We start from the raw sequence: 15,885 nt of genomic DNA, 5'->3' as shown, positions 1-15,885 counted from the left end.
TTAGGAATTATATGCATTGCCTCAATATTAATTTGGTTAAAATGAACAACTTAGAATGTTTTTCAAACACGCTCTAGTACATCGTTTTCGAAATAACTATACCACTCACTTGTCTGTGAATCCGATTGCACAGGCATAAAAGTCTCGGCGTAGCCCGCTACGCCTGCGTTTTTATGCCTGCACACTCGAATCCACATCCTACGCGATTGGTGTAGTTATTTACGAAACGATGTACTAGAGCGTGTTTGAAAAAGGCTTTCTGTAAAATGTACGTCACAATTTGTGAGAGATTTTACCCGAAAATACCTTTCAGATAAAGAGGGTGAACCTTCACCGTTACGAGTAGTATACATGTTTTTTGCTTACAAGCAGGTTTATGCAGGTGATTGTCAAAACAATAACAAACAGCAGGATCGCTGCTGCTGAGGCATAGGACGGGTAGCCGCCGCCATTTCCGTAAAGCATGTCGTAAACATAACCTACGATGGTGTTCATGCCAGCTGCGTTTAAGTCTGTGCCAAAAAGGGCAACTGCATCGCTGTAAGCCTTGAATGCACCGATAAAACCAGTGATGATCAGATAGAAAACAGTGGGAGAGATCATCGGTAGGGTGATCCGGATAAAAATACGGAATCTGGAGGTACCGTCTACCCGGGCTGCATTGTAATAATTCTGGTTTACAGAAGCCAGGGCACTGGTAAGGATCAGTACCTTAAATGGCATAACGATCCAGATGGTATAAATACATAATACCAGCATCTTCGCCCAGTATGGTCCGTCAATAAAATCTACAGGTCCCTGTCCAAACAGCTTCAGCACCAGGTTTATCAGTCCGTCGGAATAAGCGGTTTTTTTGAAAAGAATCATGAATACCAGTCCAACGGCCAGTGTGTTGGTTACATATGGCAGAAAGTAAATGGTCTGGAAAAGTTTTTTCAGAGCCTTCACAGAACTTAAGGCAACGGAAATCAGAAGTGCCAGCAAAGTGGAAAGGGGCACTGTGATCACAACCAGGATAAAGGTATTCCGGATCGCCTGGAGAAAATATGGGTCATGAAGGACGTAGGAATAGTTGTACATACCTGTCCCATAGTAAGTCTGGGAAGCGGAATTATAGCCCTCTTCAAAGGAATAGATAAAAACATCGATAAGAGGGTAGACCATGAAAATACCCAGAAAAAGCATAGCCGGCAGAAGGTACAGCCAGCCTTTGAAGTTTCGTTTGTTCATAGGAGCCTCCCTTTAAAGGTTGATCCGTTCACCAGTATCATGCCGGAACAGGAAGATCTTGTTTGGCTTGATAGAAAAACGGACGGTTTTTGCATCAAGCCGGATCTGGGTGTCAGAGCTGATGATGGAGCGGATCACAGGATTTACGGAGGATGCATGGGTGGAGACAACGGAGATGTCACGGCCCATTACTTCCATGCCGCCAAGCTGGCAGCAGAGCGCTCCCTTCTCATCGGGGATAAATCCCTCCGGACGGATTCCCACAGAAACCGGCTGGTCGGAGATCCCAGGTGTGAGAAGAACTGCATTTTCACCGATGTAAAGGCTTCCGCCACGGATCTGTCCCTCGAATACATTGATGGGAGGGGTACCAAGGAATTTGGCAACAAACAGATTTACAGGGCTGTCGTAAACGTTCTGGGGCTTCCCGATCTGTTGTACCACACCATCCTTCATGACTACGATCATGTCGGAAATGCTCATGGCCTCCTCCTGGTCATGGGTGACAAAGACAGTTGTGATCTTTGTAGCCCGCTGGATCTTGCGGATCTCTTCCCGGGTCTGGAGGCGGAGTCTGGCATCCAGGTTGGAGAGCGGTTCGTCGAGAAGCAGTACGCGGGGCATTTTTACAAGTGCACGGGCAATGGCTACGCGCTGCTGCTGACCGCCGGAGAGCTCGGAAGGACGTCGGTCCATAAGCTCTGTGATCTGCACCAGACGGGCTGCATTCTGAGCCCGCTCATCCATCTGGGATCTGGAAAGCTTGTCCTTTCCTTTCAGATTCTGAAGAGGAAAGAGGATGTTCTGCTTCACTGTGAGGTGGGGGTAAAGTGCATAATTCTGAAATACCATACCAACGCCGCGCCGCTCTGGGGGAAATGAAGTCACATCATCATCGCCGAAAAGAATTCTGCCGCTGGTTGGTTTCTCCAGGCCGCAGATCATATTCAGGGTAGTACTTTTCCCGCAGCCGGAGGGACCGAGAAGCCCGATCAGCTGACCGTCAGGAATTTCGAAATTGAAATCGCTTACAGCTGTGACCGGCTCCTGAGCCTTTCTTCCACGGGGCGGAAACTGCTTTGTGAGATGTTCTAATACTATTTTCATAATTTCGCTCCTAAATGTTTAATAAAGGTAACTGTCCAGTACCTTCACAGTTACCCGCTTCGCACTGCAGCGGAAAGCCTTTTTCAAACACGCGCTGGATGTCGCTGGAGGCGACCAGCCGCAGGCGGAGAATCCTACTTGCAGGATTCTGTTTTATTGGGATTTCTGCGAACTGCGTTCCAAAAAACACCTTGCAGAAAATAGCTGCTTAATAAAGTAATTATAGCGAATTTGCATGAGTTGTACAATGAAATTTGGAAAAAAAATCCTCCTGCCTGTCTGGCAGAAGGAAATAAGACTAAAGTATGTCTGAAAAATCATTCCCACAAATTGTGACGCATATCTTGCAGAAAGCCTTTTTCAGATACGCTTTAAGCTTCTGGATTGTCAGCAGAAGCGTTGTCAGAAGAAGCAGTATCTGTGTTATCCGTTTCAATGCTGTCAGGTGTGGAATCTGTACTGCTCTGAGGCATAAGTGCAAGCTCCAGGGAAGTATCTGAATAGAATGTATTTGCATTATACAGATAAAGTACTTCCTGAATTTCCTCTACCTGCATCAGTTCTTCCAGATCGTCATAGAAATAACGAGGGTCTACCATAACAATCTTGCGGTAGTAAGGCGCCAGGAAAGGGATCAGGCTGTTTGCGTAGGAGTCTTTGATCACAAGTAAGGTACGGTTTTCCTCTGTAGGGGTGGTGATCACAACCTTGCCATGGTTTCCGTTAAAGAACATGGCGTATTTGTCTCTGGTTTCCAGCTTGCTGGTATCGTAAAAGCTGGCTGTTTTTTTCTGTTCGTCTACATAATTTACAACAGAGGAAGGAACCGAGTCATCTCTTGGAAGAAAGACATCCATTTCTTCTTTCTCAGAAGCACGGAAACCGCTTTTGGCAGAAAGGGTTCCCTGGAAGCTCATGGAAACCGGGAGCTTGTCGTAGGAGATGGAAGAAGAATCGATTCCAAGTACCTTTGCAAGTTGCATATAAGCAAAGTAAGCTCCCTGAGTAGTCCAGTGATGGTCTGTGTGGTAATAAATTCCGTCATCCTTGTGCTGGGAAAGGGTGTCACGCACATCCACGAAAGTGACACCTGCCTTTTCAAGAGCAGCGGCAGTTGCGTCCAGATAAGGATTCTGGTCAGTGGCAGCAGCCAGGGCAGGGAGCTTATCTGAAAGGATATTCACGGCATTTGGCGCGATCAGCGCATACTGGGATAGATCAGAATGCCTTGCTGCAAAATCTATCATAGCGTTTACGGTACGGTTCAGACGCTCCTGGGAGGGTGCTGTAAAATCCTCCATCAGGTAGCCGTTTTTGCCAAGAAAAACATCGTTTTCTTCCGTATTTCCAAGGATACGCTGAGCTGTGGCGCGCAGTGTGATCCACCAGTCACGAAGGAAAAACTGGTCATTTACATAGGTTTCATAACCATCCGCAAATTTGCCAGATGTGAGCTGTGAAACGCTGATGGCCGGACGGGAGGCCAGCACACGGTTTTCCTTCTGGGAAAAGCCCCGGTCCGGAACTAAAAAATTCATTATCAGTACTGCCAGGATGAAGATTCCGAAAAGGCATCCGGTCAGGTGATAAAAATAGCGGTATCCGTTTGGTTTCTTTTTCATGGGTCCTCCAATTAATATGGTACCAGTTCAGGGCTTTTTCAAATTTACTCTAGAACTGCTGATACATAAATGGTGTGTAGGAACTGTAGATCATATACGCAATACAGAGGAAAAACAGGATTGCGTTTATCACTGCGGCAAGGTAAGTATTGCGTCTTGCAAGGCGCTTGAAATACTGGTAAAGCCCCGGACGGCAGCTGATCACGGAAATGATCATCAGGATCAGTCCGGATTTCAATGCATACAGGGAGGCACGGTCTGCGAAGCAGGAAGCTCCCAATCCAAACATGGCTCCCAGCATTTTTCCTATGGCTGCAGGTGTGGTCTGGCTGAAAAATACCCAGCCGATGATCACGGCAAACATGGTATATAAATTGCGAAGCCAGACGGGTGCCTTCTCAAGAAAACGTCCAAGAAGGAATTTCTCTGCCAGAAGAAGGAGACCGTAGTAAACACCCCAGAACACAAAGTTCCAGCTGGCGCCATGCCAGAGACCGGTAAGTGCCCATACCACAAGGATGTTGCGGATATGTCGGCCTGTGGAAACACGGTTGCCTCCCAGTGGGATGTAGATGTAATCACGGAACCAGCTTCCAAGAGAAATATGCCAGCGGCGCCAGAATTCAGAGACGCTGGTGGAAATGTAAGGATAATCAAAGTTCTTGTTGAAATTGAAGCCCAGCATTTGTCCAAGACCGATGGCCATATCGGAATATCCGCTGAAATCGAAATACAGCTCCAGTGTATATGCGCCAATGGCAAGCCAGGTTCCCACAAAAGAGGTAGTACCGGAAGACTGAAGGGTGGTGTACAGAGCGGAAAGATTGTCTGCAAGGAGAACCTTCTTGGAAAGCCCCTTGATAAAGAGCTCTGCACCTGCACCGAGGCGCGTTGTGTTTATACTGCGGCGGCTGATGGATTCCGAAATGTCAGTGTAGCGGACAATGGGTCCGGCTGTCATGTGCGGAAACATGGTGCTGTATACGGCATATGGAAAAAATCCTTTACAGGGTTCTGTTTTTCCCATATAGATGTCCAGGATGTAGGACAGATTCTTAAAGGTATAGAAAGAAAGTCCGATGGGCAATGCAAGCTGCGGATAGGTAAGCTTCAGTCCTGTGACACCGCTGACGGTATCAAGAAGAAATCCCCAGTATTTGAAAAATCCCAGGATCAGAAGGTTGATCACTACTGCGAAAATAAGGTTTCGCTTGCGGGACGGATCTTCATCGGTTATTTTCCCAAGCTCTTTGCCCATGTAATAATTGAAAAAGCTGGAAAACAGCATAAGAACCAGATAGGTAGGATCTCCCCATGCATAAAAGAAAAGGCTTCCTGCGAAAAGTACCGGATTACGGGCCCTGGCCGGCACGAAATAGTAGATCAGCAGAAATATGGGAAGAAAACAAAATATAAAAATTACACTGTTAAATACCATAACGTCAATTCTCCTATATCATGGATAATAAAGCCTGGCGAAGTTCCTGGGCGTTTTCACCGCAGAAATACCAGACATAGGCACCGCGCTTTTCTACAGAAGCTTCTCCGAGAAGTGCCATCTGATCAGTTCCATAGCCTTCGAAAATGTTCTTCTGACTTTCAAGATGAGCCTGAGCTGCTTCTAAATAGGCGCCTGCCTCAGAAGAAGAATTAGCCTTAACTACCAGAACTTCGTCTACAGACATTGGGGAGGCTGCTTTACGGAAAAAGCAGCTGTCTATGTCATTCTCATCAATCTGATAAAAACGGCGAAGACCGGAAACCCCTGGCTCACTAAGGTCCGTAACACCGGAAACCTGTTCAAGGGATGCAGATATTTTGTCCATGGATATGTCTGCTGCGTAGTCGGACACATAGAGGCGTCCCAGATAGACAACCAGGAAAATTACCATGACGGATTTTATGATAAGGGAACCGGTAAGCTTGAAATCAGAAAGGATGCTGGTTCCCTGATTTTTATTTTTCTTCAGATTGCCGCTCAGTTTGCCGGAAAAATCTGAGAGGATATTTCGTTTGGTATTCAGCTTCATACGAGACCTGCCCTTTCTGCCATATAAGTAAGCCATTTGGGGTAGTAGTTGTAAACCATATGCTCACCATCCGGCTCATACATGCTTTCGTCTACAAGGAATGTATCGTCTATAAAAGTGCATCCCATTTCGTCACAAAAGTCCCTGAGTGCCTGATTAAAGCTGTCATAATAAGCAAGGGCAGGACTTTGGTCGATGGCGCTTTGCTGGATGGGAAGAATGCTGTTGATGTAAATGGCAGTATCCGGAAGAGCATTCTGGATCTGTTTCACTTTCACACGGTAGGCGTCAATAAAAGCAGAGGAATCACCATTGTAAATTTCCAGGTCATTTGCTCCAAAGGACAGGAAAAATACGCTTGGATTCAGACTGATGGCGGTATTGATCTGGTCATCTGCATCGTCAATACGAAGTCCCAGCTTGGCAACTACAATACTGGTGTCAAGAAAACCATATTCTGCAATTGATTCTGTAATAGAGTCCCCTACAATAACAGTTCCCTGAAATGCCTGTTTAATTTGTACATCTGTGAGAATATCGCCAAGAACACCCTCCTCTGAGTCCGATCCGGTGGGCTTTTCTTTCTCGGAAAGTGCACGGATCGCATCCTCTATACTGGAGATATCGGCTGTTTCAAGCTTCTGAAGACGTTCAACTGTTTCCTGACATTGTTTGTCAGTATTGCCTGAACGAGAGCAAAAAAAAGCTACCCCTGCAGCCAGCACTACGACAGCTGGGATAACGGCAAGAATGGTTTTGTTGTTTTTTATATTTTTCAAAATTTAATTCTCCGATAAAAAATTAGATATAATGGAACTGTTCCCTGTTTGAACAGTTACGACATAATTCATTTTCCTTCGACATTCATTATAATACCACAGGGAAAAACTTCAAGTATAAAAATGGATTTTTTATATAGGAAATTATACTCTTTTTCCGGCTTTTTGTGGACGAATTTCACGAAAAGGTTTATACTGTCCAAAAAGAACCGGAGGATAACAGGAGGTTAAATGATGGAAGAGAAGAAAAGCAAAATTTTAAGAGGACAGATTCCAACATCTGTATTTTATATTCTTTTTGGACTGTGTCTGGCATTGATGCCTGTAGAAACGGTGAATGTTCTGTGCAAGGTGGTATTTGGGCTGGTTCTGATCGGGGCCGGTATTTATCACATTCTGATCTTTGTTCTGGAAAAGGATAATTCTACCATATTGGATCTTTTTTCCGGTGTGATCGTGTTGGTGATCGGTATCTTTTTGTTTATGAATCCAACTGTGGTTGTGAAACTGCTGACTCTTATGCTAGGAGCTTTTATTCTGGTGGACAGCATCTGGATGATGCGCGGCAGTATGAAACTGAAGAAGCGCGGGCAGGGCGTTTGGAAGGCATTTCTGGTTGAAAGTCTGATTTTTATAGGACTTGGAGTGCTGATCCTTGTAAATCCATTTTCTGAAATCAGGATGACCGTACAGATTTCAGGATGTATTTTTGTAGCGAACGGAGTGCTGGATATTATTTTTTATCTGATTCTGAAACATGGGCTGAAAAAAGAGATTCAGGATGGATCAGCTGGTGATGGAAAGAAAGAGAATAAAGTGACAGATGCTGATGTGGCTGTGACAGATGCTGAAACACCGGACTCAGGTTTTGAACCTGCGAAGAAGGTTGACACTGAGACAGTCGAATCTGGTGCTGAAAATACAGGTGCTCTGGAAGAACAGGCAAATCAGGAAGAACAGGCAAATCAGGAAGAACAGGCAAATCAGGAAGAACAGGCAAATCAGGAAGATCAGACAGATCAGACCGATCTGGAAAAGCAGACGGATCAGAAGCAGGAAGAAGAGGAAATTCTGGAGGAATGGAAGGATTGAAGCGGAACATTGTGATCATGGATTTTTCTGGAATTTACCAGGAAGAGCAGTTCTATGAGGGAGAGCAGATTTCCTGGATAGACCTGAGTGATATTTCAGGAACCAACTGCTATTGCGATGGAGATGCCCAGGCGCAGATTCTGGAACGAATGGAAAAATATCCGGTCTCCGGAATTTATTTTATTGATTCCGGAAATTATCATTATATGAGCAGAATCGGGAACGGGCGGGTGAAAGAGCCCTTCAACCTGCTGGTATTTGACAATCATACAGACATGCAGCTTCCTGCTTTCGGAGGGCTTTTGTCCTGCGGGGGCTGGATTGCAAGTGCACTGGAAGAGGTGGAAAAGCTTCAGGAGGTCTGGCTGATCGGGCCGGATGAGGAAGCGTATGGGCAGGTGGAAGAACCCTTTAAGGACAGAGTGCATTTTTTGTCCAGGGAGAGGCTGGCTGAGGCAAGATCGCATATGGCTGAGAAAAAAGGTTCTGAGGAAGAATTGATCAGAAGCTTGGAAATTCCTGCCAATATACCGCTGTATGTTTCCATTGATAAGGATGTGCTCTGCCCGGAGGAAGCAGCCACTACCTGGAGTCAGGGGGATATGACTTTAGAAGAGATGCTGAAAGTACTTCTGTCATTGTGCTCTCATTTTGAAAAAGAGAATGGAAAAATCCTGCAGGTGGATATTTGCGGGGAATGTGATCCGGATAAGAGTATGGAAAGTCCTAAAAATGATCATGCAAACAAGGAACTTTTATGGTTCTGGAAAAAATGGTTTTGAATGGAGAGAATAATTTATGAAAAATGAACTTCTGCGGATTGGTCCATTTACGATCTATGGGTACGGACTGATGATTGCCATTGGAATTCTGGCAGCTTATTTTACCGGAGAATACAGGGCGAAAAAGCGGAAACTGCCCTATGAACACGTTTTTTATCTGGTGGTATGGTGCGTAGTGGGAGGATTCCTGGGCGCCAAGATTCTGTATTGGATTACAGAATGGAAAAGCATCCTGGAGAATCCTGGGTTCCTAAGTGCTACTCTGACCGATGGCTTTGTGGTATTTGGTGGAATTGTTGGTGGAATTTTCACGGCGTATGTATATTGCAGGGTGAAAAAACTGGATTTTCTGAAGTTTTTTGATACGTTAATGCCTTCTGTAGCGCTTGCACAGGGATTTGGAAGAATTGGGTGTCTGCTGGCAGGATGCTGTTACGGAAAAGAAACGTCCGATGCTTTTTCCATTACGTTTCATACGTCTGCTTTTGCACCAAATGGGGTGGCGCTGGTTCCTACGCAGATTTATTCCAGTATTCTTGACTTTCTTCATTATGGTTTGCTACTCCTGATTTTTAGAAGCCAGAAAAAAGATGGAGAGACAGCGGCGGCATATCTGATTTTTTATAGTGCAGGAAGATTTGTGCTGGAGTTTTTCCGCGGGGATCTGGCAAGAGGAAGTGTGGGAGTGCTTTCTACGTCGCAGTTTATTTCGGTCTTTACATTTTTGGCAGGAATTGTGATGCTGGTACAGAGAAAACACGCTTCAAGTCATTGAAATGAAAAATAAAGCATACTCTTAAATGAAAAAAGCTTTAAGGGGCAGTTATGGAAAATAAAGACGCGGGCAATTGGGGTATGCAGGAGTCAGTTTCACCGGCACAGGACGAGATGTATGCGGATTTTATTGTAAAATATATGGGCTATTTTCAGGAAGACCTGGGCGATGTCCCAGGTTTTAGTTTTCAGAAAATAAACGGGATTTACGGGGTAGTCTATGCACCCTTGACAGAAATTGGAACGTTGAATATCAATACGTATTCCTACAGTTTTATTCCAAAATGTTATACGCATATGGATCTTGGAGGCCTTAGTGCTTCCGGAATTACCCGGCTTCAGGAACAGCCCTACCTTCAGCTGAAAGGAAGCGGAACAGCTGTTGCGGTTGTGGATTCCGGAATTGACTATCGGAATCCGGTTTTTCAGAACGAAATGGGCAGCAGAATCCTTTGCATCTGGGACCAGACCTTAGAGGGAGATGGGAAAGAAGTGCCTTATGGTCGTGTCTTCTGGAAAAAGGATATTGATCAGGCACTGGCTTCCGGAAATCCTCTGGAAATTGTGCCCTCTGTGGATACGGATGGCCATGGAACCAGAATGGCTGCTATTGCGGCTGGAAATTATTTTCCTGAGGAGAATTTTTCTGGAGCCGCACCAGAAGCCATACTGATCATTGTGAAAGTGAAGCCTGCGAAAAAATATCTCCGGGAGTTCTATCTTTTCCCTGCAGAAGCGGAGCTTTTCCAGGAAAATGACATTATGATGGGAATGGATTTTGCAGTGCGAATTGCGAATGACAGAAGAATGCCTCTTTCTCTGTGCCTTGGAATTGGCAGCAGCCAGGGAGCACATATCGGGAAAAATCCACTGAGTCTTTATGTGGATTATATTTCCCAGTATTCGCTGATTTCAGTTTCTGTTGCAGCTGGAAATGAGGGAGCGGCAAGACATCATTACGCAGGCCGCCTTACAGAGAGAGAAAACCAGGCATTGGCGGAGCTTCGCGTTGGAAACAAGGAGCCAGGATTTACCATGGAATTCTGGGGCGAGCCGCCAGAAATTTATAATCTTTCTTTGCAGTCTCCTACAGGGGAAATTCTGGATATCAGCGCTTCACTGGGGGCGGTGACGCAGGAATTATCTTTTGTCTTTGTGGAAACAAGGGTGAAGGTAAATTATGTTTCTATTGAGAGGCAGACCGGATATACGCTGGTATATTTTCAATTTATCCAGCCGGTACCTGGAATCTGGCGTATTTTTGTTAGAGGAAGAGATGGGCAGAATGTAGGATTTCATATGTGGCTGCCGGTTCAGGGGCTGATTTCGGAGGAAACCTATTTTCTGGAACCATCGCCTTATAATACAGTGACGGCACCTGGAGATTCACTGGAGAGTATTACCGTGACTGCTTACCAGTATCGTGACAACAGCCTGTATGTCCAGGCAAGCAGAGGCTTTATGCCGGATGGAAATGTAGTTCCACAGGTAGCAGCCCCAGGTGTCCAGATCCGGATACCCCTGTTAAACGGTCTTTACGGAAATGCCTCCGGCACCAGCCTTTCTGCCGCTCAGACTGCCGGTGCGGCTGCACTTTTGTTCGAATGGGCGGTGATACGTGGGAATCAACCCTATTTTACCGGCTCGAGCGTGAAAAATTATATTACACGAGGTGCGGAGCGTGAAGAACGGATGCAGTATCCAAATCGGGACTGGGGATTCGGGAGAATGGATCTTTATCATACATTTGAGTTATTGGCGTGATAAAAATCCTTGATAAAACTTGACACAAAATATTGATTCTTTGTATAATAAACCCATAAAATACGGTGAAAACCTTACGAAGAATGTTTTATCAGAGTAATTGATAGACATAAGAGAAAAGCTGTGAAAATAATCCGATTTAAAAGGAGAAGAATATGAGCCTGAAGATTGAAAAGAAAAATGAAGGAACAAAAGATACTGTAATGCTGTCAGGAAGACTGGACACAACCACAGCTCCTGAATTGGATGTTTTTGCAGAGAAGGAACTGGAAGATACACAGGAACTGGTGCTTGACTTTGCAGATCTTGAGTACATTTCATCTGCTGGTCTGCGTGTGCTTTTGAAATTGCAGAAGGTTATGAATAAAAAAGGAAGTATGAAACTGATCCATGTGGGAGAAGTTGTAAAGGAAGTCTTTGAGATTACAGGGTTTACGGATATTTTAACAATAGAGTGACACGCGCTGCAGGTCTGGCAGGTTTTAGGAGTGGTCAGAGAACTTACCATGTGAGGAACCGGTTCAGCGCGCATTTAATAAAGGAATTCTGTATTTTGTGCAGGATTCTTTTTTACATAGTGCAGGAAAAAAGGTATGGTTACCAGGCGGGATGGCAACAGAAGCCTTGGTAGCGTATGGGAAAGGAGCTGTGAAATTTGAAAAGTATTACAGTGGAAGCAAAGATAGAGAATGTGGATAAAGTTACGGAATTTGTAAATGAAGTGTTGGAAGAAAAGGAATGTCCGTTGAAGGTTCAGATGCAGCTGGATGTTGCCATAGATGAGATATTTGGAAATATTGCTTATTATGCTTATGGGAAGGGCAGCGGAAATGCCACAATACAAATTGAAATGGAAGATAATCCGCCGAAAATCACATTGATTTTCATAGACCAGGGAATCCCTTATAATCCACTGGAAAACAAAGATCCGGACATTACACTGGACATTGAAGACAGAGAAATTGGCGGACTTGGAATTTTCCTGGTGAAGAAAACCATGGATGAGCTTTCTTATGAATATGTTGACGGACAGAATATTTTAACCATGAAAAAAGAACTGGCATAAGATAAAAAAACGAAACAGATAAATGTTTACAAAAAAAGGCTGGCTTTTTTGTGAATATTACATCCAAATATTTTGAGCCAACCTAATTGTTTTTGTACGCCTTATTTGGTATACTGTATAAAACAAAAGAAAGCAGGAAAATATTATGAAGAGAGGCAGTATTTTTGAAACGGATGGTATCCCGCGGATACAGGAAGCCCTTCCTCTTGCGTTGCAGCATGTTGTTGCAATGATCGTGGGATGTGTCACCCCTGCCATTATTGTGGCAGGCGCAGCAGGGCTTGAGAATAAGGACCAGGTCATTCTTATTCAGGCAGCTCTGGTAGTTGCTGCGCTGTCTACCTTGCTCCAGCTTTTTCCCATTGGGAAGAAGTACAGGATTGGTTCAGGACTTCCCATCATTATGGGTGTCAGCTTCGCATATGTACCAAGTATGCAGGCCATTGCGGACGGGTACGGAATCGACACCATTTTGGGAGCCCAGATTGTAGGCGGTGTTGTTGCCGTTATCATGGGCATTATGGTAAAAAAGATCAGAGTATTTTTTCCTCCATTGATCACAGGAACAGTGGTATTTACCATCGGACTTTCCCTGTATCCCACTGCGATCAACTACATGGCTGGTGGAACCTCTAATCCGGATTATGGCTCCTGGCAGAACTGGCTGGTGGCTTTCTTTACCCTTGCTGTGGTAACAGCCCTGAACCACTTTGGAAAAGGAATCTGGAAGCTTTCTTCTATTCTGATCGGTATGCTGGCCGGATATGTGGTATCCATTCCATTTGGAATGGTGGATCTTTCAAGCGTGGGCAAGGCAAGTGTGTTCCAGGTACCACAGCCGTTGCATTTCGGAGTGCATTTTGAGATTTCTGCATGTGTAGCCATCGGACTGCTTTTTGCAATTAATTCGATTCAGGCAATTGGTGACTACTCTGCAACTACCATCGGTGCTATGAACCGGACGCCAAAGGATTCAGAGCTTCAGGGTGGTATTGTAGCTTATGGTATTACCAATATTCTTGGAGCCCTGTTTGGAGGACTTCCAACTGCAACCTACAGCCAGAACGTTGGTATTGTCACCACGACCAAGGTTATCAACCGCTGGGTTCTGGGGCTGGCAGCTGCTTTTCTTGGAATTGCCGGATTTGTTCCGAAATTTTCAGCACTTTTGACCACGATTCCCCAGTGCGTATTGGGTGGTGCTACAGTTTCCGTATTTGCATCTATTGCTATGACAGGTATGAAGCTGGTGGCTTCTGCAGAAATGGATTACCGTAATTCCTCCATTGTAGGTCTGGCTGCAGCACTTGGTGTGGGTGTTTCCCAGGCAAATGCAGCACTTGCCACACTTCCTGCATGGGTGACTACCATTTTCGGAAAATCTCCGGTTGTGCTGGCGACGATCATAGCAGTCTGTCTGAACCTGATCCTGCCCAAGGCTAGGGATGAGGAGAAAGAAGAGAAAATTCATGACAGCCAGGTTCAGGAGAAACTGGAAGAAGATCATAAGATGTTTGGAAATGGTTAGGAATAAGGCAGAAGGAATCATGGATTTTTGCTGATTGTGTGAAAAATAAAGAAAAAGTAAGAACTCCTTTGTTCTGTAAGATCAGTTAGAGCCTTTTTTAAACACGCTCTAACTGATCTTATAGAGAAAGGAGTTCTTTTCTTTTTCGTGAGCCACAAGAAAAACATGTAGAATATGTTTCGCCCTGTTTAAATCATGATACAGTATAGGGGATTTTCTGCCGGCTCTGAACTCAGAACGGCGTGGTTATTTTGTTACTGTTCACTGGTAACGTTATTTTCTGTATACGCAGACCGGAAGTCCGTCTTCGCCCATAGGCAGCTCTACATTTCCCTGAATCAGCGGACGTGCATAATGAATGAAATCCTCTGTCACATCAGAACCGTCCTGGTTGATCCAGGAAAGGGGAACGGTTTTTTCCTCATTACAGATTTCATTGACATCCTCAAGTCCACATCTCATCTGGTAAACGCCCTCAGAGGTCTCCTGACGGATGAAAGATACCATTTTTCCAGTTTCGCCTTTCAGTGCAGCCTGAACGCCGAAAATACCGGCTGTAATGGCCTCCTGGCGGTCCGTGTCAGAGAGCATGGAGGCACTGCAGCGCTGGCTTACATTCAGTTCAATGGAGCGGGCTTTCACGCCAAGTCGGCTTCGCACCAGGTTTTCCAGATATTTGCCGCAACCTGCCAGCATTTTATGACCAAAAGTATCGGTGCCTACAGAATTGTCATATTCGCAGATAAAAGTTCCTTTATTATCATGAATGCCTTCAGAAACGCAGACAACAACATTACAGTTTTTTTCGAAGCAGGCTTCTGTTTTTTTCAAAAATTCTTCTGTATCAAAGGCTGTTTCCGGAAGATAAATAAGAAGCGGGTTATCGCCGGTATATTTGCGGGCGAGAGCGCTGGCCGCTGTGAGCCACCCGGCATGACGTCCCATGATCTCTACGATGGTCACGGATTTTTTCTCATAAACATTGGCATCCAGGGTGATTTCACGGACTGTGGAAGCCACATATCTGGCAGCACTGCCAAATCCAGGAGTGTGGTCAGTATGCACAAGATCATTGTCAATGGTCTTCGGCTCTCCGATAATGCGGATGTCACTGCCAATCATGGCTGCGTAGCGGGAAAGCTTGCTCACAGTATCCATGGAATCGTTGCCGCCGATGTAGAAAAACCAGCCGATATTCATCTCCTCAAATTTGCGGAAAAGCTCCGGATATACCGGATCTTCCAGAGATTCCGGAAGCTTATAGCGGCAGGAACCCAGGTAAGCGCCTGGGGTGTAGGTAAGATATTCCAGCTTTTCTCCGGGAAGTGCTTCTTCAAAGTCAAGGATGGTGCCCTTCAGAAATCCTTCAATACCGTTTATCATGCCATAAACATGTCCGATTTCTTCTTGTTTTATGCCCTCAGAAACTACACCATAAAGGCTGCTGTTGATAACTGCAGTAGGTCCGCCGGATTGTCCGACGATCAAGTTCTTTTTTTCCATTTTAATGAAACCTCCTGTTGTTCTTAGCGCCTGTTTGAAAAAGGTTTTCTGCAAAATATACCGCAAATTGTGACGCGCATCTTGCTGGAATGATTTTTCAAAAACACGCTTTGGTATTTTTATTATAACAGGAGAGAGCGTATGTGGCAAATGAGAAAAATACGATTGTGGGAAAAGGCAGGATGGATTATAATAAGAAGCAGGGAAACTGCAAGAAAGCTGGGATTATATATGGAAAAAGAGCGTGATATGCGGTATGAAAAATTCCAGACAACAGGACAGGAGCGGATTCGGCTTGCCTGCGCATTGGAAGGATTTTTTTTAGCAAATGAGTGCGAAGAAGAGAAAAAAACTGCCTATGGCCAGTATCTGAAGCGAAGAATCCGCCCTGCTATGGAAGCTTTGATCCGGGAAGAGAATGTGGGGAAAATGGAGCTCTTGAAGAGTTTTGGCTGGTTTGGAGCAGAAGAACTGGAGAATTTTATCTGTACTGCCAGAAGAGAGCGAAAGCTGGAGAGCCTGGTGTGGCTGATGAGGTTAAAGGATCAGAAATACGGATATAAAGAGAAAAAATTTGACCTTTAGCAGGAAAGAAAGCGGAACTATGC

At 45.0% G+C, this 15,885-nt stretch carries 16 protein-coding genes and 2 pseudogenes; 10 read left to right on the top strand and 8 right to left on the bottom strand.

The window, feature by feature from the left end:
- Positions 1-215 precede the first annotated feature (215 nt).
- Genes AB5170_RS09700 through AB5170_RS09690 form a run of 3 tightly spaced genes read right to left on the bottom strand, consistent with a single transcriptional unit; the run spans position 216 to position 2,337 of the window.
- Positions 216-353 (bottom strand): DUF6783 domain-containing protein, encoded by a 138-nt coding sequence (locus tag AB5170_RS09700; protein WP_368361630.1) that lies wholly within the window; start codon positions 351-353, stop codon positions 216-218.
- Entirely contained in the window at positions 337-1,230 is an 894-nt protein-coding gene (locus tag AB5170_RS09695; RefSeq protein WP_118583647.1) for a carbohydrate ABC transporter permease, read from the bottom strand. Before AB5170_RS09695 ends, AB5170_RS09700 begins: the two co-directional genes overlap by 17 nt.
- 12 nt (positions 1,231-1,242) lie before the next feature.
- On the bottom strand, positions 1,243-2,337 hold the full coding sequence (locus AB5170_RS09690) for an ABC transporter ATP-binding protein (protein ID WP_173715683.1): 1,095 nt from the start codon (positions 2,335-2,337) through the stop codon (positions 1,243-1,245).
- Between the two features lie 316 nt (positions 2,338-2,653).
- Between AB5170_RS09690 and AB5170_RS09685 the strand changes: the two are divergent.
- Positions 2,654-2,701 (top strand): annotated as a pseudogene (locus tag AB5170_RS09685) (hypothetical protein); the annotation flags it as partial.
- A gap of 7 nt (positions 2,702-2,708) precedes the next feature.
- Here AB5170_RS09685 and AB5170_RS09680 read toward each other — a convergent pair.
- The 4 genes from AB5170_RS09680 to AB5170_RS09665 are packed head-to-tail and all read right to left on the bottom strand — an operon-like array spanning position 2,709 to position 6,768.
- Complete coding sequence (locus AB5170_RS09680) at positions 2,709-3,959, bottom strand: DHHW family protein (RefSeq protein ID WP_368361629.1); 1,251 nt, start codon at positions 3,957-3,959, stop codon at positions 2,709-2,711.
- A 49-nt stretch (positions 3,960-4,008) separates the two neighbouring features.
- Complete coding sequence (locus tag AB5170_RS09675; protein ID WP_195992546.1) at positions 4,009-5,397, bottom strand: MBOAT family protein; 1,389 nt, start codon at positions 5,395-5,397, stop codon at positions 4,009-4,011.
- Positions 5,398-5,410: 13 nt separating this feature from the next.
- Positions 5,411-5,989: a DUF4358 domain-containing protein gene (locus tag AB5170_RS09670; RefSeq protein WP_368361628.1), complete on the bottom strand. Its 579-nt coding sequence runs from the start codon at positions 5,987-5,989 to the stop codon at positions 5,411-5,413.
- Positions 5,986-6,768 carry a GDSL-type esterase/lipase family protein gene (locus AB5170_RS09665; RefSeq protein WP_173718863.1) on the bottom strand — a complete coding sequence of 261 codons (783 nt, stop codon included), beginning with the start codon at positions 6,766-6,768 and terminating at the stop codon, positions 5,986-5,988. Before AB5170_RS09665 ends, AB5170_RS09670 begins: the two co-directional genes overlap by 4 nt.
- A 231-nt stretch (positions 6,769-6,999) precedes the next feature.
- On the opposite strand from AB5170_RS09665, the gene AB5170_RS09660 reads away from it, so the two are divergent.
- The 7 genes from AB5170_RS09660 (at position 7,000) to AB5170_RS09630 (ending at position 13,774) form a co-directional block, all read left to right on the top strand.
- Positions 7,000-7,860: an HdeD family acid-resistance protein gene (locus AB5170_RS09660; RefSeq protein ID WP_368361627.1), complete on the top strand. Its 861-nt coding sequence runs from the start codon at positions 7,000-7,002 to the stop codon at positions 7,858-7,860.
- Positions 7,848-8,642, top strand: coding sequence for an arginase family protein (locus AB5170_RS09655; protein ID WP_368361626.1), 795 nt, complete (start codon positions 7,848-7,850; stop codon positions 8,640-8,642). Before AB5170_RS09660 ends, AB5170_RS09655 begins: the two co-directional genes overlap by 13 nt.
- Positions 8,643-8,658: 16 nt before the next feature.
- Positions 8,659-9,417 carry a prolipoprotein diacylglyceryl transferase gene (locus tag AB5170_RS09650; RefSeq protein WP_368361625.1) on the top strand — a complete coding sequence of 253 codons (759 nt, stop codon included), beginning with the start codon at positions 8,659-8,661 and terminating at the stop codon, positions 9,415-9,417.
- 50 nt (positions 9,418-9,467) lie between these two features.
- Positions 9,468-11,180, top strand: coding sequence for a S8 family peptidase (locus AB5170_RS09645; protein ID WP_368361624.1), 1,713 nt, complete (start codon positions 9,468-9,470; stop codon positions 11,178-11,180).
- Between the two features lie 155 nt (positions 11,181-11,335).
- Positions 11,336-11,638, top strand: a complete 303-nt coding sequence (locus AB5170_RS09640) for an STAS domain-containing protein (RefSeq protein ID WP_173718860.1) — start codon at positions 11,336-11,338, stop codon at positions 11,636-11,638.
- A gap of 197 nt (positions 11,639-11,835) precedes the next feature.
- Positions 11,836-12,246, top strand: a complete 411-nt coding sequence (locus AB5170_RS09635) for an ATP-binding protein (RefSeq protein WP_118583666.1) — start codon at positions 11,836-11,838, stop codon at positions 12,244-12,246.
- 145 nt (positions 12,247-12,391) lie between these two features.
- Positions 12,392-13,774, top strand: a complete 1,383-nt coding sequence (locus AB5170_RS09630) for a uracil-xanthine permease family protein (RefSeq protein WP_368361623.1) — start codon at positions 12,392-12,394, stop codon at positions 13,772-13,774.
- A 273-nt stretch (positions 13,775-14,047) separates the two neighbouring features.
- Here AB5170_RS09630 and AB5170_RS09625 read toward each other — a convergent pair whose 3' ends face one another.
- Positions 14,048-15,277: a 6-phosphofructokinase gene (locus tag AB5170_RS09625; RefSeq protein ID WP_368361622.1), complete on the bottom strand. Its 1,230-nt coding sequence runs from the start codon at positions 15,275-15,277 to the stop codon at positions 14,048-14,050.
- A gap of 47 nt (positions 15,278-15,324) precedes the next feature.
- On the opposite strand from AB5170_RS09625, the pseudogene AB5170_RS09620 reads away from it, so the two are divergent.
- Both AB5170_RS09620 and AB5170_RS09615 read left to right on the top strand, forming a co-directional pair.
- Positions 15,325-15,405 (top strand): annotated as a pseudogene (locus tag AB5170_RS09620) (DUF6783 domain-containing protein); the annotation flags it as partial.
- A gap of 13 nt (positions 15,406-15,418) precedes the next feature.
- Positions 15,419-15,862: a hypothetical protein gene (locus AB5170_RS09615; RefSeq protein WP_233456014.1), complete on the top strand. Its 444-nt coding sequence runs from the start codon at positions 15,419-15,421 to the stop codon at positions 15,860-15,862.
- Positions 15,863-15,885 lie beyond the last annotated feature (23 nt).

The organism is Ruminococcus sp. RTP21484sp1_RTP21281st1_A8_RTP21281_210402 (assembly GCF_040914025.1).
Lineage (GTDB): Bacteria > Bacillota > Clostridia > Lachnospirales > Lachnospiraceae > Blautia_A > Blautia_A faecis.
Note: the sequence above shows the minus strand (reverse complement) of the source record. Positions and strands in the feature narration are given on the sequence as shown.